17 protein-coding genes and 1 rRNA gene are annotated in these 22,211 nt (G+C 46.6%); 6 read left to right on the forward strand and 12 right to left on the reverse strand.

Annotation, left to right across the window (positions count from 1 at the left end):
• The 3 genes from AC3WQ3_RS00005 to gyrA all read right to left on the reverse strand — a co-directional run.
• Nucleotides 1-655, reverse strand: a 16S ribosomal RNA gene (locus AC3WQ3_RS00005); the annotation flags it as partial.
• A gap of 368 nt (nucleotides 656-1,023) precedes the next feature.
• Nucleotides 1,024-2,130, reverse strand: a complete 1,107-nt coding sequence (locus AC3WQ3_RS00010) for an HD-GYP domain-containing protein (protein WP_492471083.1) — start codon at nucleotides 2,128-2,130, stop codon at nucleotides 1,024-1,026.
• 227 nt (nucleotides 2,131-2,357) lie between these two features.
• Nucleotides 2,358-4,910 carry a DNA gyrase subunit A gene (gene gyrA / locus AC3WQ3_RS00015; protein ID WP_354480433.1) on the reverse strand — a complete coding sequence of 851 codons (2,553 nt, stop codon included), beginning with the start codon at nucleotides 4,908-4,910 and terminating at the stop codon, nucleotides 2,358-2,360.
• 423 nt (nucleotides 4,911-5,333) lie between these two features.
• Here gyrA and AC3WQ3_RS00020 point away from each other — a divergent pair, with 423 nt between their 5' ends.
• Complete coding sequence (locus tag AC3WQ3_RS00020; RefSeq protein ID WP_336782679.1) at nucleotides 5,334-6,269, forward strand: YheC/YheD family protein; 936 nt, start codon at nucleotides 5,334-5,336, stop codon at nucleotides 6,267-6,269.
• A gap of 72 nt (nucleotides 6,270-6,341) precedes the next feature.
• Here the strand turns inward: AC3WQ3_RS00020 and gyrB are convergent, their stop codons facing one another.
• The 9 genes from gyrB to AC3WQ3_RS00065 form a co-directional block, all read right to left on the reverse strand.
• Nucleotides 6,342-8,252, reverse strand: a complete 1,911-nt coding sequence (gyrB, locus tag AC3WQ3_RS00025; protein WP_154894403.1) for a DNA topoisomerase (ATP-hydrolyzing) subunit B — start codon at nucleotides 8,250-8,252, stop codon at nucleotides 6,342-6,344.
• 146 nt (nucleotides 8,253-8,398) lie between these two features.
• Nucleotides 8,399-8,647 (reverse strand): extracellular matrix regulator RemB, encoded by a 249-nt coding sequence (gene remB / locus AC3WQ3_RS00030; protein ID WP_095293520.1) that lies wholly within the window; start codon nucleotides 8,645-8,647, stop codon nucleotides 8,399-8,401.
• A 13-nt stretch (nucleotides 8,648-8,660) separates the two neighbouring features.
• Nucleotides 8,661-9,773 (reverse strand): DNA replication/repair protein RecF, encoded by a 1,113-nt coding sequence (gene recF, locus AC3WQ3_RS00035; protein ID WP_095293519.1) that lies wholly within the window; start codon nucleotides 9,771-9,773, stop codon nucleotides 8,661-8,663.
• A gap of 54 nt (nucleotides 9,774-9,827) precedes the next feature.
• Nucleotides 9,828-10,043 (reverse strand): S4 domain-containing protein YaaA, encoded by a 216-nt coding sequence (yaaA, locus tag AC3WQ3_RS00040; protein WP_056697580.1) that lies wholly within the window; start codon nucleotides 10,041-10,043, stop codon nucleotides 9,828-9,830.
• Nucleotides 10,044-10,059: 16 nt separating this feature from the next.
• Nucleotides 10,060-11,202: a DNA polymerase III subunit beta gene (gene dnaN / locus AC3WQ3_RS00045; protein ID WP_127537619.1), complete on the reverse strand. Its 1,143-nt coding sequence runs from the start codon at nucleotides 11,200-11,202 to the stop codon at nucleotides 10,060-10,062.
• Nucleotides 11,203-11,422: 220 nt separating this feature from the next.
• Nucleotides 11,423-12,769, reverse strand: a complete 1,347-nt coding sequence (gene dnaA, locus AC3WQ3_RS00050; RefSeq protein WP_095362173.1) for a chromosomal replication initiator protein DnaA — start codon at nucleotides 12,767-12,769, stop codon at nucleotides 11,423-11,425.
• Between the two features lie 752 nt (nucleotides 12,770-13,521).
• Nucleotides 13,522-15,069: a gluconokinase gene (gntK, locus tag AC3WQ3_RS00055; protein ID WP_336782672.1), complete on the reverse strand. Its 1,548-nt coding sequence runs from the start codon at nucleotides 15,067-15,069 to the stop codon at nucleotides 13,522-13,524.
• A 63-nt stretch (nucleotides 15,070-15,132) separates the two neighbouring features.
• Nucleotides 15,133-16,494, reverse strand: a complete 1,362-nt coding sequence (locus AC3WQ3_RS00060; RefSeq protein WP_492471084.1) for a GntT/GntP/DsdX family permease — start codon at nucleotides 16,492-16,494, stop codon at nucleotides 15,133-15,135.
• Between the two features lie 211 nt (nucleotides 16,495-16,705).
• Complete coding sequence (locus AC3WQ3_RS00065; RefSeq protein WP_154894406.1) at nucleotides 16,706-17,380, reverse strand: GntR family transcriptional regulator; 675 nt, start codon at nucleotides 17,378-17,380, stop codon at nucleotides 16,706-16,708.
• A gap of 807 nt (nucleotides 17,381-18,187) precedes the next feature.
• Here AC3WQ3_RS00065 and rpmH point away from each other — a divergent pair.
• The 5 genes from rpmH (at nucleotide 18,188) to mnmE (ending at nucleotide 22,129) form a co-directional block, all read left to right on the forward strand.
• On the forward strand, nucleotides 18,188-18,322 hold the full coding sequence (gene rpmH, locus AC3WQ3_RS00070; protein WP_024629517.1) for a 50S ribosomal protein L34: 135 nt from the start codon (nucleotides 18,188-18,190) through the stop codon (nucleotides 18,320-18,322).
• A gap of 280 nt (nucleotides 18,323-18,602) precedes the next feature.
• Nucleotides 18,603-18,953 carry a ribonuclease P protein component gene (gene rnpA, locus AC3WQ3_RS00075; RefSeq protein ID WP_095293513.1) on the forward strand — a complete coding sequence of 117 codons (351 nt, stop codon included), beginning with the start codon at nucleotides 18,603-18,605 and terminating at the stop codon, nucleotides 18,951-18,953.
• 74 nt (nucleotides 18,954-19,027) lie between these two features.
• Nucleotides 19,028-19,906 carry a YidC/Oxa1 family membrane protein insertase gene (locus tag AC3WQ3_RS00080; protein ID WP_127537615.1) on the forward strand — a complete coding sequence of 293 codons (879 nt, stop codon included), beginning with the start codon at nucleotides 19,028-19,030 and terminating at the stop codon, nucleotides 19,904-19,906.
• On the forward strand, nucleotides 19,903-20,604 hold the full coding sequence (gene jag, locus AC3WQ3_RS00085; RefSeq protein ID WP_239305407.1) for an RNA-binding cell elongation regulator Jag/EloR: 702 nt from the start codon (nucleotides 19,903-19,905) through the stop codon (nucleotides 20,602-20,604). The genes AC3WQ3_RS00080 and jag overlap by 4 nt, the downstream gene beginning before the upstream one ends.
• A gap of 148 nt (nucleotides 20,605-20,752) precedes the next feature.
• Nucleotides 20,753-22,129, forward strand: coding sequence for a tRNA uridine-5-carboxymethylaminomethyl(34) synthesis GTPase MnmE (gene mnmE / locus AC3WQ3_RS00090; RefSeq protein WP_154894408.1), 1,377 nt, complete (start codon nucleotides 20,753-20,755; stop codon nucleotides 22,127-22,129).
• Nucleotides 22,130-22,211 lie beyond the last annotated feature (82 nt).

The raw sequence follows: 22,211 nt of genomic DNA on the forward strand, positions 1-22,211 counted from the left end.
CCAGTTTCCAGTGCGATCCGGGGTTGAGCCCCGGGATTAAACACCAGACTTAAATGACCGCCTGCGCGCGCTTTACGCCCAATAATTCCGGACAACGCTTGCCCCCTACGTATTACCGCGGCTGCTGGCACGTAGTTAGCCGGGGCTTTCTTCTCAGGTACCGTCACTCCTTGAGCAGTTACTCTCAAGGACGTTCTTCCCTGGCAACAGAGCTTTACGATCCGAAAACCTTCATCACTCACGCGGCATTGCTCCGTCAGGCTTTCGCCCATTGCGGAAGATTCCCTACTGCTGCCTCCCGTAGGAGTCTGGGCCGTGTCTCAGTCCCAGTGTGGCCGATCACCCTCTCAGGTCGGCTACGCATCGTCGCCTTGGTGAGCCGTTACCTCACCAACTAGCTAATGCGCCGCAGGCCCATCCTCAAGTGACAGATTGCTCCGTCTTTCCAGCTCCCTTCAGGCGAAGAAAGCACATATTCGGTATTAGCTACCGTTTCCGGTAGTTGTCCCAAGCTTGAGGGCAGGTTGCCTACGTGTTACTCACCCGTCCGCCGCTAACCATCAGAGAAGCAAGCTTCTCATCAAGTCCGCTCGACTTGCATGTATTAGGCATGCCGCCAGCGTTCGTCCTGAGCCAGGATCAAACTCTCCAATAAAGTATTGAAAAGAGCGATTAGCTCATTTTGAATCTGACGAGATTAAAAATCTCATTTGTTGATCTTGCAAGCAAGATCATTTACTCACTCGTTGTTCAGTTTTCAAAGATCAAACGTTATTGCGTCCGAGTATTGTTCTCTTCAGCAACTTTTATATCTTATCATATCCGAACCAATTTAGCAAGCACTTTTTTTCAAGTTTCTTTCGAAGCTTTTCAGTTTGCTTACCGCACCGTGTTTCTCGTGTTTTCTTGGCCGGAATTAGAATATACCATGTACAGATTTTTTATGCAAGTACTTTTTTGAAAAGATTTATAAAGAAAGAACCACCCCTAATAGAATGGCTCTCCTATATATACAAATAAGTCTTATCCTATAACTTCTTGGATATATAGCTGCCGCTGTTGCATAAGGTTAAGGATTGTCCCCTCCACGGAGACCATTGGACGAGTTGGATGATCCCGATCGGAGAAAATGATTTCACCAATTTGATTATTGCTAAGTTTAACCCGAATACCATTATGGATTTGCGTGGAACGCTGTATAAAGACATTGACGATGGCAGGATCCAATTTGCCAAATGCCTCACTTTTAATTTGTTCCAGAACGAGATATGGAGACTGTGCTTTACGATAAATCTTCTCCAGTGTCATAGCGTGGAAAATATCAGCGATGGCCACGATTTTGGCATAGATATGGATCTGCGTGCCGCTCAGCTGTAAGGGGTAACCTGAACCATCCACTTTCTCATGATGCTGCAGTGCTGCCAGCCTTGCTCCTTCATTAATGGCCTTGGCTTGTTTCAGAACCTGATAGCCATACTTCGTATGTTGTCGGATCTCTTCCTGCTCAGAAGCAGTTAGTGCAGTAGGTTTATGGAGAATCTGTGGGTCTACTTTGCTATTACCGATATCATGGAACAATCCTGCAAAGGCAACCTGCATCCAGTCCTTGGAGGGTAATTCCATCCACTGAGCCAACTGATACGAGGTCATTGCACTCAGTACAGCATGATGATAAACGTAATCATGCTCCTGCATCACTCTTGGACTAAAAGTCAGTACATTATATTGTTTGAGATGTACAAACAAGGCTTCGAGCTGAGTGCGCAGCTCATAAACAGGTAATTCAGCTGCCAGGGAGGATTGAAAGGCGTTCCTGGTCAATACCACCATCTTCTCATACTCTTCGTGTAAGGAGGATACTGCAGGGGCTGATACAGCAATACTACCTTTACCAGTCTGATCCCCATTTCTCTCACCGCTTGTTGAAGCGGCCGCCTTAGTACCTGCACCATTCGTTCCGACTCTTTCTTGTTCGATATCAATCTGGTGAATCATAAAGGCTCTTAGAACTTCTACATCCTTAGGCAGAATAACCTTGCCTTTCTGAAATAGAACGTTACCACGCACCGTATGTACGTCATTCCCCAGTTTAAGCCCAGGTTTGACTTCAGACAGGGTTATTAATCCCATATTAATTCTCCTCACTCTTCGTTCTTCTCAATGGTAAACAAGACTATAGTCCCGGTTTTCACGATATTTCCCATTATATTACTCATAAATCAGGCTGTACATCCTATATTCCTATATTTTTATATCAGGGAGAGACTATAAAAAAAGGAGCTCCCGAATAGGAACCCCTCTTTTCTTCATAATCTAACTTCCACTACTTCATGACTGGGTCATACTGTAAAGGTATTTTAAACCTCAGAATCAGAATCGTCGCCTTCAGCTTCCGCCTCTATACCTGCGTCTTCACTTGGGCTTACAGCTGTACCTTCCACATCTCCTGCTTCCAGTCCTTCCAGTAGCTCTTCATCTGGTTCTTCTTCATTTTTGTCAATCCGGCTGACTGTGGCTACGGCATCTTCATCACGAATATGGATCAGCTTCACACCTTGCGTATAACGACCCATCGTGGAAATGCCCTCCATACTCATGCGGATCAATGTACCACTCGACGTGATAATCATCAGATCCTCTTCCGTTTTAACCATTTTGAGACTGACTACCGCACCATTCTTATCTGTAACGTTAATGGTTTTAATCCCTTTACCGCCACGAGTCTGCATACGATAATCGCTGACAGGGGTACGTTTACCGTAACCTTTGGCTGTAACAATCAGAACGTCAAGCTCCTGATCGACAACGTCCATACCAATGACAACATCGCCCTCATCCAATGTGATCCCTTTTACCCCGGTTGCACTCCGTCCCATGGAACGAACATTACCTTCGGAGAAACGAATAGACATTCCGTTTGAAGTACCCATGATGATCTCTTGCTGACCATCTGTGAGTTTTACCTCTATGAGAGCATCGTCATCACGCAAGGAGATTCCGATCAGACCACCTTTACGGATGTTGGTGTAATCCTCAAGCGGTGTCTTCTTCACAACACCCTGACGGGTAGCGAAGAACAGATACTTGTCGCTCTCGAATTCCTGCACCGGAATCACGGCGTTAACCGACTCTCCCTGTTCAATCTGAATCAGGTTGATAATCGGTGTTCCACGAGCTGTACGTCCAAGCTCTGGGATCTCATAAGCTTTTAGACGGTATACCTTACCCTTGTCCGTAAAGAACATGAGATAGTTATGAGAGTTGGTTACAAATAGATGCTCGACAAAGTCGGTATCCTTGGTATCCATACCCACGACTCCACGTCCACCACGCTTCTGACTGCGGTATGTTGATACCGGCAGACGCTTCACATAGCCTGTGTGTGTAATGGTGATAATGACCTCTTCACGCGGAATCAGATCCTCATCCAGGATACTTTCTTCGCCAATAGTGATTTCTGTACGGCGATCATCACCGAAGCGCTCACGAATTTCTTGCAGCTCTTCACTGATAATTTCGAGTACCAGATGCTCATTGGCCAGAATCTCGCGATACTCCGCGATTTTGACCATAAGCTCGTTATATTCATTCTCAATGCGTTCCCGTTCCAGACCTGTAAGGCGCTGCAAACGCATATCCAGAATCGCTTGAGCCTGATCATGACTAAGCGAGAACCGCTCAATCAACCCTTCTCTGGCTGCGTCTGTATTGCTGGAGGAACGAATCAACGCAATAATCTCATCGATATGATCCAGTGCAATGCGCAAACCTTCCAAAATATGTGCACGGGCTTCCGCTTTTCTCAATTCGAATTGTGTACGTCTGCGAATAACCTCAATCTGATGCTGCAGGTAGTGATACAACACCTCACGCAGGTTCAGGATTTTTGGCTCCTTATTCACAATTGCAAGCATATTGATACCGAAAGTCGACTGCATTGCCGTGTGCTTGTACAGATTGTTCAGTACAACACCCGGGTTCACATCTCTGCGAAGCTCAATGACAATGCGCATGCCGGTACGGTCGGATTCATCCCGAAGATCAGTAATTCCATCAATTTTCTTGTCGCGAACCAACTCAGCAATCTTCTCCACCAGTCTTGCCTTATTGACCTGGTAAGGAATCTCGGTAACCACAATACGTGCCTTGTTGTTATTTTCCTCGATGTTCGTTTTGGCCCGCATTGTAACAGAGCCGCGGCCTGTCTGGTAAGCCTGACGGATTCCGGAGCGTCCCAGAATATAACCGGCCGTTGGAAAGTCTGGACCATGAATGTAATCCATCAATTCCATGGACGTAATATCCGGATTTTTGATCATGGCCTGAACGCCGTCAATCACCTCTCCCAGGTTATGAGGAGGGATGTTCGTTGCCATACCTACCGCAATCCCGCCGACACCATTGACAAGCAAGTTAGGAAAACGAGCAGGTAAAACAACGGGTTCGCTCTCTTCACCGTCATAGTTCGGTTGGAAATCGATCGTATCCTTGTTGATGTCTCTAAGCATCTCCATAGCAATCTTGGACAAACGTGCCTCCGTATAACGCATGGCTGCCGCCATGTCGCCATCGACGGATCCAAAGTTACCATGTCCATCAACATGCATATAACGCAGGGAGAAATCCTGTGCCATCCGTACCATCGTTTCGTATACGGCAGAGTCACCGTGCGGGTGATACTTACCGATAACTTCGCCGACGATTCTGGCTGATTTTTTATGTGGTTTATCGGGTGTCATGCCTAGCTCTGACATTGCGTACAAAATACGCCGGTGAACCGGCTTCAATCCGTCACGTACGTCAGGCAGGGCACGGCTAACAATGATGCTCATCGCATAATCCATAAACGATTCACGCATCTCGACGCCAATATCCCGATCTTTAATCTGCGAGTTCATTTCTTCCGCCATGCTGGACCTCCTTCTTGTCCTTCAACAAACGTTCCATTCAGTCATTAAAATAGTATATGTGAAAAGCCTAACAAGGCTAAAACCGCGCAAGAACGCTACTCTTTATTATATTACTTTCACAAAAGTTACACAATTAAACGTCCGCTGGGTAATAGCCTTTCTTCCGGGAACTTTAAGCAGTCTGGGGATTAGCCCTGCCTTCCTCTCCGTTTACACATACAATGCTAGAAAAGCGGCATATGTACTGCGTGTATTAAGGCTGGTGCCGTTCCCGTTCTACGTCCAAACTAGCAATTGTGCAGCCAAACGCACAAAACGTCATATTTCTCTATTATACCACTGATATCATCTCTTGTCCTTTGATTTCTCCGTACTGCTGCTCTTAGGGAACTCTGATAAAAACAAGAAAGGACTGGTGGCTTCTTGAGTATCCAGCGTGTCTCCAGCAAATGGACCAAAACAGTTGTGTTGCAGCGCAGCCGTACTGTGAATGAATATATCCCTGTCACAAGGCAATACGATCGCCAAACTCTTGAACGGATGACTGAACTGTTTGAGCTCAATTATATTAAGCCTGACCATGGGACCTACGGTAATGGGGTAATGCGAGTAAAGACAGTCCACTCCTTCAGTGAACCTCCAACCCCTGATCACTCCAATGCAGAGGAGAACATTACTGCCGAACCCTCCCTTGCTGAATCCAGCTCACAGGGTCTAGAGACTTCCTCACTCCAAGTTACATCCTATGAGCTCCAACATGGCACGAAACAGGAGTCGTATTCATCTCTTGAGGAGCTCCATCAAGCTCTGGAAGAGCGAATTCAGGGACACCTTTACCTTATTCAGCAGGGCATCCCTCTCCTCAAACACGAAGATCTGCCATTTGACTTACGCGTGCTCACGCAAAAGAATCTGAAGAACAACTGGGAGACGACGGGCATTCTCGGCAGAATTGCTGCACCGGGGAAAATCATAACCAATATTCATGGTGGCGGACGGCTGGCCACATTCGAAGAACTGGTTCTACCCCACCTCCAAGCAACCGGATTACAGAAGCTGCGCAGCGAGCTTTACCGACTTGGTGTTCATACTGCTGTTCAGCTGCAAAAGTCCTTTCCAAGACTCAAAGAGATCGGTATTGATATTGCCCTCGATGAAACAGGCCGCCCCTGGATCCTGGAAGTCAACACACTACCTGGTATCTATGCCTTTGGCTTACTGCCTGACAAAGAGGCCTATCGCAGGATTAAACGATATGCAATTGCCTACGGCAGGTTGCCCTCCAAAAAAAAGAAAACATCACGCAATGCTGCCAAACCACAAGCATCCTCTTCTAAAGTGAAAAGTCGGGCACGTTAGCCTTTGGATTTCCTGTTTTCAACAGCCCACTAAAGTGAAAAAGGCGCCCAGCAGGCGCCTCTTCCCGTATCATCAGATATCGAGGTTTTTCACATATTTCGCATTTTCCTGAATAAAATCACGACGAGGTTCAACATTATCTCCCATTAGGGTGTCAAACATTGCATCCGCGAGCATTGCATCACTGATCGATACTTGCAGCATCGTCCGGCTTTCAGGGTCCATCGTGGTTTCCCACAGTTGTCCGGCATTCATCTCGCCGAGACCTTTGTAACGTTGGACATTGAACTTGGCATTTTCACCGAGACTCGCAATAATTTCATCACGTTCCTTCTCGGAACCGGCATAACGAATTACTTTGTTGCGCTCAATTTTGAACAATGGCGGTTGTGCAATGTACACATAGCCTGCCTCAATAATTTTGCGCATGTAACGATACAGGAATGTCAGCAGCAGTGTCCGGATATGAGCACCATCGACATCGGCATCGGTCATCAAAATAATTTTGTGATAACGGGCTTTCGAAATATCGAAGTCGTCACCAATACCCGTACCCATTGCAGTGATGATCGCCCTGATCTCCGCATTGCCGAGAATCCGGTCAAGACGGGCTTTTTCCACGTTTAGAATTTTACCGCGCAGCGGCAAAATCGCCTGGAAGTGACGGTCACGACCCTGCTTCGCAGAACCTCCTGCAGAGTCACCCTCGACGATGTACAGTTCACTGATCGAAGCGTCCTTGGAGGAGCAGTCAGCCAGTTTACCTGGCAGGGAGCTCACTTCAAGTGCGCCCTTACGTCTTGTCAATTCCCGAGCCTTACGTGCTGCTTCGCGTGCACGAGCGGCTTGCAATCCCTTTTCAAGAATGCGGCGGGATACCGAAGGATTCTCTTCCAGGAACTCCTGAAGCTTCTCGGCAAACAGGGACTCTACAATTCCGCGCACTTCGCTGTTACCCAGCTTCGTTTTGGTCTGTCCTTCAAACTGCGGCTCAGGAATCTTGACAGAGATAATAGCTGTGAGACCTTCACGTACGTCATCCCCGGACAGGTTACCTGTGCTGTCCTTGATTACACCCGCTTTGCGGGCATAGTCATTAATGATCCGGGTCAATGCACTCTTGAAGCCCGATTCATGCGTTCCGCCCTCATGCGTGTTGATGTTGTTGGCAAAAGAATAAATATTCTCGGTGTAGTTGTCATTGTATTGCAGGGCAACTTCCACCTGGATATTATCTCTGGATCCTTCAACGTAGATCGGATTTTCATGCAATACTTCGCGCTTCTGGTTCAGGAAGGAGACGTATTCGATAATACCGCCCTCGTACAGGAACGAATTCGTTGCACCTGTGCGCTCATCTGTCAAAGTAAGACCGATGCCCTTATTCAGGAACGCCAGCTCACGAATACGGGTAAGCAGCGTATCGTAATCGTATACCGTGGTTTCTGTGAAAATTTCCGGATCCGGGTGGAACGTAACCGTTGTTCCCGTTTCATCCGTTGTACCTAATGTTTTCAGGTCATACTGCGGAGCACCACGGCGGTATTCCTGTTGATAAACATGTCCGTCACGTTTAACGGTAACGACCACTTTTTCGGAGAGGGCATTCACAACAGAGACACCGACCCCGTGCAAACCACCGGATACCTTGTATCCGCCGCCGCCAAATTTACCGCCTGCATGGAGCACGGTCATAACAACCTCAAGTGCAGGACGTTTCATTTTGGCATGCTCGCCGACAGGGATACCCCGTCCGTTATCGACGACAGTGACGCTGTTATCTTCGTGAATACTGATCTCAATATGGTCACAGTAACCCGCAAGCGCCTCATCGATACTGTTGTCCACTACTTCCCAGACCAGATGATGCAGACCTTTGGCACTGGTGGAACCGATGTACATCCCCGGACGCTTCCGTACGGCTTCCAGTCCTTCAAGGACTTGAATTTCATTCGCATCATATGACGGTTGATTCATAGACATGCCTTTCACCTACTTCTATAGATTCAATATCGTAAATATGCGTTAACTAAGAATGCATGCTGAATGATCATCTTTGCTTTCTTTCAGCAAGTAGTCAAAACTAAAGACAAGCAGCAGAAGACACACTATACCCTACCTGTAGAGGTCTAAAGATCAGGGAAAATGTGAGCCCGCTTCTTAAGCGTGGCTGAGGAAATAGGTGAATAGTACACAATATTCTTGGTCACGACAATAGACTTGGCTTCCTCTTCACCGATGCGTTCCACTGTTTTTTCCTGCTCGGCATGCGTGACATACTGCTTGGAGATTTTAGAGGATTTTTCAATCGATATATCAAAAATAGCGACCAATTCGGAAGAACGGATAATTTTCTCGCCGCCCAGATGAATGTACATGTACCCTCACTCCTTAGCGTTCAACCTGTCCGGCATGAACATGATAAATACTGGCATCTTTGAGCTTGTCAACGTTCAGGCTCTCGATTCCCGTAGCTGTAATAAAGGTTTGCACCTTGCTCTGGAACGTTTCGATCAGCTGCGTCTGACGAAAAGGATCCAGCTCGGACAACACATCGTCAAGCAGCAGGACCGGATATTCTCCGATTTCTTCGTGGATCAGTTCAATCTCCGCAAGTTTAAGGGACAACGCCGTTGTGCGCTGCTGCCCCTGCGAACCATACGTTTGTACTTCCCGGTCGTTAATGAAAAAGGACAGGTCATCCCGGTGCGGCCCACTAAGGGTTGTGCCCCGGCGAATCTCCTGCTCTTTCATTTGTGATAATTTTATCATAAATTGGTCCATTAAAACAGCTTCATCTTCCTCAGCGGCTTCGCTGAAGGATGGAAGATAGGCCAGACGCAGCACTTCCCCGCCTCCGGTGATCCCTTGATGAATCGTTTCGGCCCACTTTTGCAGTTTCTTTATGAATTGTTTCCTTTTTTTGACGATTTTAACACCATGTTCAGCCAGCTGTTCATTCCAGATCTCAAGCATCGTCTGGGCAGAAGCATCCTTGCCCCATAACTGCTTCAGCAGATTGTTTCGCTGCACCAGCACTTTCTGATACTGCTGAAGATGATACAGGTAGCCTGGTGCCACCTGTCCGATCTCCATGTCAAGAAACCGGCGGCGTACCCCCGGTGTGCCTTTGACAATCTCCAGATCTTCCGGTGCAAACATGACCACATTGAGTGCGCCGACAAAATCACTTAACTTTCGCTGCTCAAGCCCGTTGATTTTGGCCTTCTTCCCTTGTTGCGACAAAGACAGCTCCAGATTCACGGTTCCATACTTTTTGTCGACTTCTGCTGCAAGCCTGGCACGTTCCTCGCCGAAACGGATCAGCTCCTTGTCGCGGGAAGTACGGTGGCTCTTGGTGAGCGCAAGCACAAAGATGGCCTCTGCAAGATTGGTCTTCCCTTGGGCATTTTGCCCGATTAACAGATTCACTGGACCGAAAGATTCCAGTTTCAGATGTTCATAATTGCGGAATTGCTGCAGATCAATGCTGTTGACAAACAAGCGGTTAACCTCCCTTTTATCCCGTCCGTCAGGAGGCAGCAGGGATCAAACTGTCTATTCTGCGGCAACTTCGAACGCGCCTTCTCCGTCCACCTCAACGATATCCCCAGGGTATAACTTGCGTCCCCGGCGTTCCTCTGGCTCTTTATTCACACGTACAAGTCCTTCCTGAAGCAGGGCTTTGGCCATGCCTCCAGTCGGGATGCAATCTGCCAGTTTCAAAAATTGGTCAAGCTTAATATATTCCGTACGAATCGTTACTCGGTTCACTGGAATCTTCCTTTCGTTAGTTGGTCGTCCGGTAAGGCAAGATGACGTAAAGGCTGTGACTGTCATCCAGCGGTTTCAAAATGATCGGGCTCATGACGCCGGTAAAAGCGATCATCAGCTGCTCACTCTCCACCACTTTCAGCACATCCAGCATATATTTGGAGTTGAACGAGATTTTCAGCGGATCACCGGTAAACTCGGCCGGTTCAATTTCTTCTCTTACTTTTCCCAGCTCAGATGAGCTTGATGAAATTTCGATCGTTCCGGATTCCATCGTCTGCATGCGCACAATGTTGGTTTTCTCTTCACGCGACAGCAAATAAGCCCGGTCAATCGACTCACTTAATTTTTTGGTATCCAAAACAAGTTCTGTTTTGTACGAAGTCGGAATAATTCTAGAAGTATCCGGATATGTTCCGTCCAAAATGCGTGAATAAAACAGGACACGGTCAATTTTGAACAGGACCTGGTTGTCAGCGACTACGATATCCACAAGCGTATTTTGATCAGGCACGATTTTGCTGAGTTCGTTCAGCGTTTTACCCGAAATGACGACATTGTTGAAACGCACTCCCTCTGCATTATCCAGCATTGCTGAACGAGTAGCAAGACGGTGGCGGTCTGTTGCCACAAATTTCAACTCATTGTCAGCAAGGCTCCAGAGTACACCTGTCAGGATTGGAGTCGTCTCATGAGTGGAAATGGAGAACACCGTTTGCTTCACCATGTTTTTAAGCAGATCACCTGGAATGGATACCGTTTGGTTCTCTTCAATGCTTGGCAATACCGGGAATTCCTCCGGATCCAAACCTACGAGCTGAATTTCGGTAGCACCTGCCGAGATGAAGGTATTGAAATTGTCTTTGACCTCCATGTGGATTTCCTGGGAAGGCAGTTTCTTGATGATCTCGACAAAAAACTTGGCTGGCAGTACAACACTACCTGGTTGTTCAACCTGAACTACACTTTTATCTCCCTCTTCAAGCGGGATAAAGGATTGAATCGATATATCCGTGTCACTTGCTGTCAACGTCACACCTTGATGATTAACGTCGAATTTGATCCCGCTCAAGATGGGGATTGTCGTACGGCTGGAGATAGCTTTGGATACATGCTGGATGGATTCGTTCAAGTAGCTTTTCATTATGCTGATTTTCATGGTTTCACTCCTAGCGGATTTTTTGGGTGTTTGGGTATTGAAAGGTGTTAAACAAAAGGCCGAAGGCCGAGCATTAAACGGCGTATTTGGAGATGATATCTTTTAGATCTTTTTAGTAATAATAGTAATAGGGGCACTGAATATGTGGATAAGTGGGTATAAACCCATAAAATTAAGCCTATCCACATGTGTACACGTTGTGCATAGGCTTGGGACTTGTTCAGGTTGGATTCTTAATTTTTTCGGTTAAGTTGTTGATAACTTTGTAGAGCTCCTGATCGGATTTGATCGATTGGGAGATTTTTTCGTGCGCATGAATCACAGTCGTATGATCTCGTCCTCCGAAGGCTTCCCCAATTTTGGGCAGGGAGAAATCGGTCAGTTCACGCGATAGATACATGGCAATCTGTCTAGGGAAAGCAACGGCTTTGGTCCGCTTCCGTGCTTTGAAATCTTCAAGCTTAAGGCTGTAATACTCGCCGACCTTTTGTTGGATGTCTTGAATAGTGATCATTTTAGGACGGCTGGAAGGAATGATATCCTTCAATGCTTCTGCAGCCAGATGAGTCGTAACGTCTTGATTCGTCAGTGAAGAGTAGGCAACCACCCGAATTAGTGCGCCCTCCAGTTCACGAATATTGGTATCGATCTGATTGGCGATGTACATCATTGCTTCGTTAGGAATATCGAGGTTTTCCGCACGCGCCTTTTTCCGCAAAATGGCGATCCGTGTCTCGAGATCCGGAGGCTGGATATCCGTAATGAGTCCCCATTCAAAGCGGGAACGAAGCCGCTCTTCCAGAGTTGGAATTTCCTTCGGTGGTCTGTCGCTGGAGATAATGATCTGTTTCCGTTCCTCATGCAGCGCATTAAACGTATGGAAAAATTCCTCTTGTGTTGATTCTTTTCCCGCCAAAAACTGAATATCATCTATAAGCAGAATATCGACATTCCGGTACTTGTTACGGAAGCTCTCCCCGCGGTTGTCACGGATGGAGTTAATGAATTCGTTCGTGAATTTCTCAGATGACAAATAAACAACCTTGCTCCCCGGATCATGCTCCAAAACGTAATGGCCAATGGCATGCATCAAGTGGGTTTTGCCGAGTCCAACTCCCCCGTATAAAAACAAAGGATTGTATGCTTTGGCGGGCGCTTCAGCGACCGCCAGCGATGCGGCATGGGCAAAACGGTTGCCTGGTCCAATGACAAATGTATCGAATGTATATTTGGGATTCAGCATGCTGAGAACCGCTTCTTCCTGAACTACCGTAGGCGTTGGCGCCGGCAGCTGCGGATCGGGTTCAGCAGGCTTGTTCTCTTCGATGACAAATTTCACATCGACTTGCTTGCCTAGCAGTTCATATACTGTCGAGCCTACCAATTTGGTGTAACGGCTCTCCAGCCATTCGACGGCAAACGTAGTCGGCGCGGAAATGACAATTGAACTGTCATTCAGCTTCGTTGCTTTGGTTGCTTTGAACCAGGTATCGAAGCTGGGTTTGCTGAGTTTGTTTTGTATGATTGATAAGATTTGCTGCCATAAATCAGAAGTATGGCTGTCCACAGACTGTCACTCCTTTTACATGTTCCAAGTGTGGCTTAAGCCATGATGCAGTGTCGAAATACGAGATATATTGCCGGAATTTATCCCCAAACCCCCGCAGGTCGAAAACAAAAAAAGAATGAACAACGGAAAATTGTTCACAACTTTATCCACAGGCTGTTGATAATATTATGGGTCAGATCACATATTCACATCCAAAAGTAATACAATCATAGCAAAAGAAGCCCCGCATTTCAACGTATCGCGAGATTTTATCCACAAATTCAATAACTTGTGTATAATTTTTAATCACAACACAATATATTGTTTATAAATTGTTTAATTTTCGACAGGATGACCCAAACAGCCAAAATGTTTTATACACAGGTTGTTCGTCGAAAATCGCTAAATTGTGTGTAAAATGACTCCTTAGTTGTGAATAACACATCTGTGGATAACCACGAATTCAGAATGATCGTTGTGGGGATCTGTTGAATTATCCTCTTTAACCTCATGTAGGGTTTTATGCAATAAGCAGAGATTCGCAGCAATGATAATAGAGGCAGACAAGCTGATTAACACTAAAAAGAGGACGGTTGAAGCGCTGGCTGGATAGGGGAAGGAAGTCATAAATTTGTCGTAAATGCCGGATGGGGAGAATAGATTGAATCAAATCATTGAATTAAAAATGGACAAAAAAGGGGTTGTTCCTTAAGGCCAGCGAGTGGTCTAAGTGAACAACCTCTTTTTTTGGTGATTCTATGAGGGAACCTTTACTTGGTTCTTAAGGGCAATTTGCGTTGGAATTCTGCAATATCCGCATATTCCTCTTCAAGTTTGCGCGAGATGCGAATGAAAATCGGGAGTAGTTCCCGGTAAATTGCTGCGTTTTCTCTAACAGGGGTATGTCTGTGCGTTGTCCCCACCATAGAAGAGACGGCATGAAGTGACTTGATTCGCCCTGTAGCATACAGACCAAGGACGACGGCACCCAGACAGGAGCTTTCGAAGCTCTCGGGGACGACGACCTCCTGATTGAAAATATCAGACATCATCTGACGCCAGAGAGGGGAACGTGCGAATCCGCCGGTAGCCTGAATGGAGGTCGGCTGCCCGATCTGTTCTTCCATGGCCAGCAAGACCGTATACAGGTTGAAAATGACCCCTTCCAGGACAGCACGAATCATATGTTCTTTCTGATGATGGAGGGTTAAACCAAAGAAAGAACCACGGGCATCCGGATTCCATAGTGGGGCACGCTCTCCTGACAAATAAGGATGGAACAGTAGTCCTTCAGAACCTGGGCTGACTCGCTCAGCAATTTTGGTGAGGACGTCATATGAATTAATGCCCAGCCTTTTTGCTGTTTCCACTTCGGATGCCGCAAATTCGTCACGTACCCAGCGAAATAGCATGCCACCGTTATTCACAGGCCCACCCACGACCCAGAGATCCTCCGTGAGGGCATAACAGAAGGTCCGTCCTTTGGGATCGGTAACAGGGCGATCAACGACCGTACGAATGGCACCACTGGTACCAATGGTTGCTGCCACGACTCCGGGCTCGATGGCATTTACGCCGAGATTGGATAGCACTCCATCACTTGCCCCGATCACAAAAGGAGTAGAGGGGGAGAGACCCATTTTCTCTGCACATTCGATGTCCATTCCCTCTATTGTATATGTCGTAGGAACAAGCTGCGAGAGATGGTCAGGTGTGATTCCTGCAACCTCCAGCGCTTCCGTATCCCAATCTAGTTGTTCCAGGTTGAGAAGACCGGTGCAGGAGGCGATGGAATGATCCACGATATATTGTCCGAACAAACGGAAGAACAAATATTCTTTAATGGAGATGAACTTGGCTGTGCGCTGAAAAAGGTCTGGTTCATCATGACGCAGCCACATGAGTTTGGTTAGGGGAGACATGGGATGGATCGGTGTGCCCGTGCGCAAATAGATCCGATGACCTTGTCCACTCTCCTGTAATTGGGCTGACCAGGCTGCACTGCGGTTATCTGCCCACGTGATGCAGCGAGTGAGCGGCTTATGATCCTGGTCCATGGCAATCACACTGTGCATGGCAGAGCTGCAGGACAAAAACATGATTTGTCCTGCACTTACACTGCTCTGATCCATGACTCCACGTACCGAGCGAATAGCTGCTTGTACAATTTCCTCGGGATCCTGCTCAGCTACATCAGGAGCAGGTGTATATAGAGGATATTCCTGAGTGGAAGTGCTCACAACCTCACCTTGCTCAGTAAATAATACGGATTTGGTGCTGGTGGTCCCGATATCCATACCAATCATATATTTTTTCATCTGGTGTAATCCTTCTTTCCCTTGATACAGTAAAATTTATCTTCTAAATAGATACGATCTGTCTTAGATCACGGCACTCAGCAGCAAAATAAAGATCAGTCCGACGACGGATAATAGTGTTTCCATAACGGTCCACGTTTTCAGCGTCTGGGAGACGCTCATGTTAAAGAACTCCTTAATCATCCAGAAGCCCGCGTCATTCACGTGGGACAAAACAAGTGATCCCGCACCAGTAGCAAGTACAACCAGTTCGATATTGGCTCCTGGAGTCAGCGCAAGAACCGGAGCAACGATACCTGCTGCCGTTGTCATGGCAACCGTTGCCGAGCCTGTGGCTACCCGGATCAGTGCCGCAACCAGCCAAGCAAACAGGATGACGTTGATATTGGCGTGAGTGGCAACTTCTGCGATCGCATTGCCGACACCACTATTAATCAAGACCTGTTTAAACGCTCCGCCCCCACCAATAATGAGGATGATGGTTGCCGTAGGCGCCAGACATTCACTGGTGAAACGGGAAATGTCGTGCTTGGTAAATCCGCGTGCGAAGCCGAGCGAAAAGAGGGCAAACACAACGGATATCAACAGGGCAATAATCTCATGTCCGATAAACTCACAAAAGACCGTAAAGCCGCTTGTCGCATTGGGATCTACGATATTGGCAATGGAGCCAATTAGCATAAGGATGACTGGCAGCAAAATCGTAAACAGGGTAATGCCGAACCCTGGAAGATTGGTGTTTTTCTTCGTTGCGAACTGCTCTGCCAGCTCGGCTGGCGGTTCCGTGTGTATTCTTTTGCCAATAAACTTACCAAACAAAGGACCTGCGATAATCGCTGTCGGAATACCAACAATGAGGGAGTACAAAATGGTTTTCCCCAAATCCGCGTTGAATGCATCAATAGCGATCATAGGAGCCGGATGTGGTGGAACCAGACCATGTACCGTCGACAGACCGGCCAAAATCGGAATCCCGATCTGCAGAAGAGACATATTGGTTTTACGTGCAACGGTGAAAATAATCGGAATCAGCAGGATCACGCCAACTTCGAAGAAGACAGGAATACCTACGATAAAACCAACGATCATCATGGCCCAGTGCACACGTTTTACACCAAAGCGATCGACCAGTGTGGTTGCAATGCGCTCGGCACCGCCTGATTCGGCCATCATTTTACCCAGCATCGTGCCAAGCCCGATGACAATGGCTATGGTTCCAAGCGTACCGCCGAGTCCACCCGTAATGGAAGAGATCACATCGGCAGGTTTCATACCGGCAAGCAGACCAAGCAATAAAGCGGATATTAAAAGGGTAACGAAGGGGTTCCATTTATATTTGGAGATCAACACGATCAGAAATACGATCGCAATCAATGTCCACACCAACAATGTTGCATTATGGGATAGTCCAAAAAGAGTGCTCATGATGTATGCTCCTTTGTTTTGAATATAAACGCTTACAAGTGAATTTGCCGTCAGGGAAGTTTGTATCCCTTTAATATGCCCAAAAATTGAAACTAAATCGCATTTTGTATACTTGTCGACAACTTAAATGACAATCCATCCACTTGGATGTGATTGCGAACGGTGGTCATTATTTAAACCAAAGTCGAAAAATATAAACTTTCTGACATGATCAGGAGTCGAAGCTCTCATGCAGGGTTTTGCCGGAATCCTGAAAGTACGTACGCACGCCGGCCTGAATGGATGCTTTGTCACCTGACTCTAGTGCTTCAATCAGCAATCGGTGTTTTTGAATTACAGCGCTTACTTTTGGATCGCCCTGATCAAACACCCTGCGGGTTGTTAGCAGCATAACCGTCATGACAACATAACGAATGCTTCTCCATAAATGTGAAATACGGGAATGCTCGGCTGCCTCAATGATAGTCTCATGGAAAGTCAGATCCTGAAAAGCAAACTCGACGGCATCCTGATGCCGACCTGCCAGCTCCATTTTGTCCAGTATATTACGAAGCGAAGTAATCAATTGCTCGGGAACAGACCCTGCTAGTCGCTGCTGGACAAAGCTTTCAATTAGAAAACGGACGTCGTACAGCTCTTCAACATCCTTGATCTTCAATCCAAGGACCACCACACCCATCCGTTCAAGCCGAATCAGTCCTTCATTCGACAGTGTTCTTAGGGCTTCGCGGACAGGTGAACGACTGCTGTCAAAATCAGCGGCAATTCGATTTTCAGACAAAATCTCTCCAGGACGCAGTGTTCCACTGATGATGCGCAGCCTTAATTCGCAGGCGATGGCTTCCCCGCGGGAAGCTCCCTGCAGCCAGGAAGAAGGAAACAACATAATGGCTAACGCTCCTATTCAAGTAATCAGTTCTCTAGGTCCAGTACTCGGTAATCCATCTCAGGTGGACCTGTACACTGATCATAGCATAACCTTTTTGCAGTTTGCATGCTGTCTGATTAGCAAGCAGAAGTCTATATCTTATTTTCCTAATACCGTTTTCAAAGAGCCGAAGATCAGTCCTTTTATAAATCAAAAAGAGTGTTAGGTAACGCGGATATTCTCTTCCTGAATACTTAAGTATACTTGTATACAAGATGTGGTTTTTATCCTACACCTTTCTTGAAAGCTTGTAAACCTTCAGATTAAAGCGGATACATAAAATTTTAAACAAGGTCCTATATTCAACAAAATGTACTACATAAGTTGAGAAAATAATTAGCGAATTTTGTAGCCTTCAGTAGGAAGAAAATATTGTATAAAAGGAAAATGCCAATACGAATAAAACGTAGTTGAATTCGTTATCCACATGTGAATAACTTCTGGTTACTAAAAGTGGAGGGTGAGAGATGAACGAGAGGTCCAAGTTGGGGTGTGGATAACCGTTGGAGTGATGGAGGAAGAGACAGCGCGAGGCTTGTTGGGGATAACTTTTTTCGCTTCAAAAATTATTTTATTCAAATCAAAATCTGCTAAAGTGTTACGAGCTCTGAGGGGCAGGCTGAAAAGGGCTATAAAAAGAGGGAGAAGTGAAGTGGGTTAGAGTTGACTTTTCCAGGTGTACGTGGTTAAATGTATAAAGGTGTTTTCTGTGAAGATGAAAATGATTCATCACATAAGTATTTCCTTGTAAGGAGGTGCAATACATTGAGACCTACATTCAAACCGAACGTAAGCAAACGTAAAAAAGTTCATGGTTTCCGGAAAAGAATGAGCACGAGCAACGGCCGTAAAGTTTTGGCTGCACGTCGCCTGAAAGGCCGTAAAGTCCTGAGTGCTTAATGCATGAGAAGACCACCGAGGTGGTCTTTTTTTTCTTAAATGAGTCATTTCAGACTGGATGCTGATATAGATCGGGTCTGAATTGGCTGCGAAAAAGGGCGAAAATGTCTGTTTCTTTATGGAAGAAGGATCTAATCCGTCACGGAATTTATAAAAAAGTTTCCTTATATATAATGAAGTTGTCGTTAGAACAGTTTACCGTTATTCAAGAAAGCCTATACTAAATCAGTAATGAGGCCTCCGTCAATATGGATGGTGGAGAACAGCAAGGAGAAGCGCCGTGTATAAAAGACTGCGTTTGCGAAACCGGGCGGACTTTAGCCGCGTATACCGGTATGGGAAATCTTTTGCCAATCATCAATTTGTGGTGTATGGCTGCCGCCGTAAAGATACGGAGCAATTCCGGGTAGGTGTATCATGCAGCAAGAAAATCGGAAACGCTGTCGTACGAAACCGGATGAGACGCATGATTAAGGAAATTATAAGGCACCATGAAAAAGAGATTGTCACACAGATGGACCTGATCTTCATCGTGAGAAAAGGGGCACTGGACATGACCTATCAGGAAATGGAGAAAAGTCTGCTGCACGTTATGCGCAAAGCGGCTCTTCTTAAGCCTAACAAACGGTAAGCTTCGGTTTATTTGTCCTCCTAATTATGGTATGATTTACGGTGGAATGGAATGGTTAAGAGAGGGGTTATGAAGTGTCGCGATTGAAGACATCAAAGGGGAAGTGGATTCTCCTCATTGCAGTCATTGCAATGGTCACCGTACTAGCGGGGTGTACTCCGCAAGGATCCGGGGTTACGACGGAAGATCTGAAAAACAGTGACTCATTCTGGCAAAGCAATGTTGTTTACTGGTTCTCACTGGCGCTCGATACATTCGCCAACTGGTTTAACGGTGAATATGGACTAGCTGTCCTAGTCATGGTGCTGATTGTGCGGACGTTGATTTTGCCACTAACAATGAAGCAGGTCCGCAGCTCCAAAGCCATGCAGGCAATACAGCCGCAGTTGAAGGAGATTCAAGCCAAGTATAAAGATACACCTGAGAAAGTTCAGCAAGAAACGATGAAGTTGTTTCAGGAGAATAAAGTTAATCCGATGGCGGGTTGTCTACCACTTCTGATTCAGATGCCGATTTACATCGCACTTTATAACTCAATTTACGGTAACTCCAGTCTGAGAACACATGACTTCTTGTGGCTCCAGCTCGGAGCGCCGGATCACCTGTTTATACTGCCTGTGCTGGCTGCCATCACAACATTCGTACAAACATGGATGATGATGCGCATGAATCCTGCACAACAGGTTGGACCAATGCAGTTCATGCTGTGGGTTTACCCAATCTTGATTTTCGTAATGTCTTACCAGTTCCCGTCAGCGTTGCCGCTGTACTGGTTCTACAGTAACATCTACACGATCGTGCAAAACTATTTCCTTTACCGGAATAATGATAAAGTCGTGGCTGAAGTCAACGTGAAGCAGAATAGCTCCTCCAAAAATGGAGCTAAACGCAAAAACGGTGGCAAGGCAACCGTCTCTGGAAAAGGGTCGAAAGGGGCCAAAAAATCGAAATGACCAAAGTCATTGCGTCAGGAAAAACCGTTGAAGATGCTGTAAACCAAGGATTGGCTGAGCTTGGCGTGAGCCGGGACAAGGTCGAGATACAAGTGTTAGAGCAGCCGTCAAAAGGATTCCTGGGTTTGATCGGGGTAAAGGCGGCAAAAGTTGAAGTGAAACTTCTGCCTGTGCCCGAAGCTGTACCACAGCGGGTCGAGCCGGCCGCACATATACCTCAGGTTGAAGCTAAACTTGAGGATGTCGCAGCTAAAAATCCCTATGAGGAAGCGGCTGCTTTCTTAAAAGAAGTAGCAGCAGGTATGGGACTGGATGTTGAAGTGGATATCAAAAAGCAGCGGGATGGACATATCTTCAATATTGCCGGGGAGGATCTTGGCATGATTATTGGCAGACGTGGACAGACACTCGATGCACTTCAATATCTTACGAACATTGTAGCTAACCGTTATTCGGAAAGTTTCGTTCGAATTGTACTGGACGCGGAGAATTTCCGCCAACGCCGCCGGAAGACACTTGAGGATCTGGCTGAACGTCTGGCTGGACAAGCGATTCGTTCTGGCAAGGAAGTTGTTCTGGAGCCGATGCCTCCACTCGAACGCAAGGTCATTCATGCGAAACTGCAAAACCACCCGCAGATTAAGACGTACAGCAAGGGCGAAGAGCCCAATCGGCGTGTGGTCATCATGACGAAATAACACGAAATTGAAGACGCAATGGCTTCCTGCCCGGTGCAGAAGCCATTGCTTTTTTCGTAGATAAGTATATTGGTGAGAACTCATAAAGTGAAATTCACATGTGGTCCGTAAGGGCAACCATTTTAAAATAGAGCAGGGAGAGATAACGATGATCAGTGATACGATCACAGCGATATCCACGGCTGTTGGAGAAGCGGGCATAGCAGTTATCCGGGTCAGCGGTCCGGATGCAGTATCGGAGACGGAGAAAATTTTTCGCAGTAAAACCCCTTTGACCCAAGCAGCATCTCATACAGTTCACTACGGTCATATCATTGAACCTGGCAGTGGGGAGAAGATTGAAGAAGTACTGGTTACGGTAATGCGGGCACCTCGTTCGTTTACGACAGAAGATGTGGTTGAGATTAGTGCTCATGGTGGAGTAGTCTCCGTGAAGCGGGTTCTGGATCTGCTGCTTCAGCTCAATATTCGCCTTGCGGAGCCGGGGGAATTCACAAAGCGTGCTTTCCTGAATGGACGGATCGATCTGTCACAGGCGGAAGGTGTTATGGATCTCATTCGTTCCAAGTCGGATAGAGCATTCTCGGTAGCACTCAAACAAGTGGAGGGAAAGCTCTCCTCCAAACTGCGTGATCTGAGACATACATTGGTGGAAACGCTGGCTCACATTGAAGTGAACATTGACTATCCCGAGCATGATGTAGAGTCCTTAACTGCGGATTTTATTAAAGAAAAATCCAGTCTGGTCATGACTGAAATTGATAAATTGCTGGTAACGGCAGAACAGGGCAAGATACTACGTGAAGGAATTACGACGGCGATTGTAGGACGGCCAAACGTAGGAAAATCCTCTTTGCTGAATGCACTCGCCCAGGATAATCGGGCAATTGTAACGGACATTCCGGGAACAACACGTGACGTCATTGAGGAATTTGTAACGATTAACAACATTCCGCTCAAGCTGCTGGATACAGCCGGCATTCGGGAAACGATGGACGTTGTCGAGAGAATCGGGGTAGAACGGTCCCGCTCTGCAGTAGCAGAGGCTGATCTATTGTTGATGGTGATCAATGCGGCAGAACCATTGCATGAAGATGAGATTGAATTACTGGAACAAATCCGCGGTAGACAATCAATTATCATTATGAATAAAATGGACTTAGCTCCGCAGGCTGACCGCGACATTTTACTTCGCTACATTCCGGAAGAGCGTCTTGTTCCGATGTCAGTGAAGGATGATCTGGGTGTTGATCGTTTGGAAGAGGCCATTTCCACCTTGTTCTTCAGCGGCAAGCTGGAATCGGCTGACTTGACGTATGTCAGCAATGTACGTCATATTGCTTTGCTCAAAAAGGCAAAACAGTCCTTGATTGACGCATATGAAGCTGCTGAACAGCTCATTCCAATTGACATGATTCAGATTGATGTACGTCTGGCGTGGGAGCACCTTGGTGAGATTGTGGGCGATACCGCACATGATGCATTGATCGACCAGATTTTCTCCCAGTTCTGTCTAGGAAAGTAAAATGAACAAACATACTTCCTGTGAAAAGTAGTATGATAATGAAGTCCATTTCTTGTGAATGGTCAGCATGGCAATAACGTCT

It is taken from the genome of Paenibacillus sp. FW104-T2 (assembly GCF_058789975.1).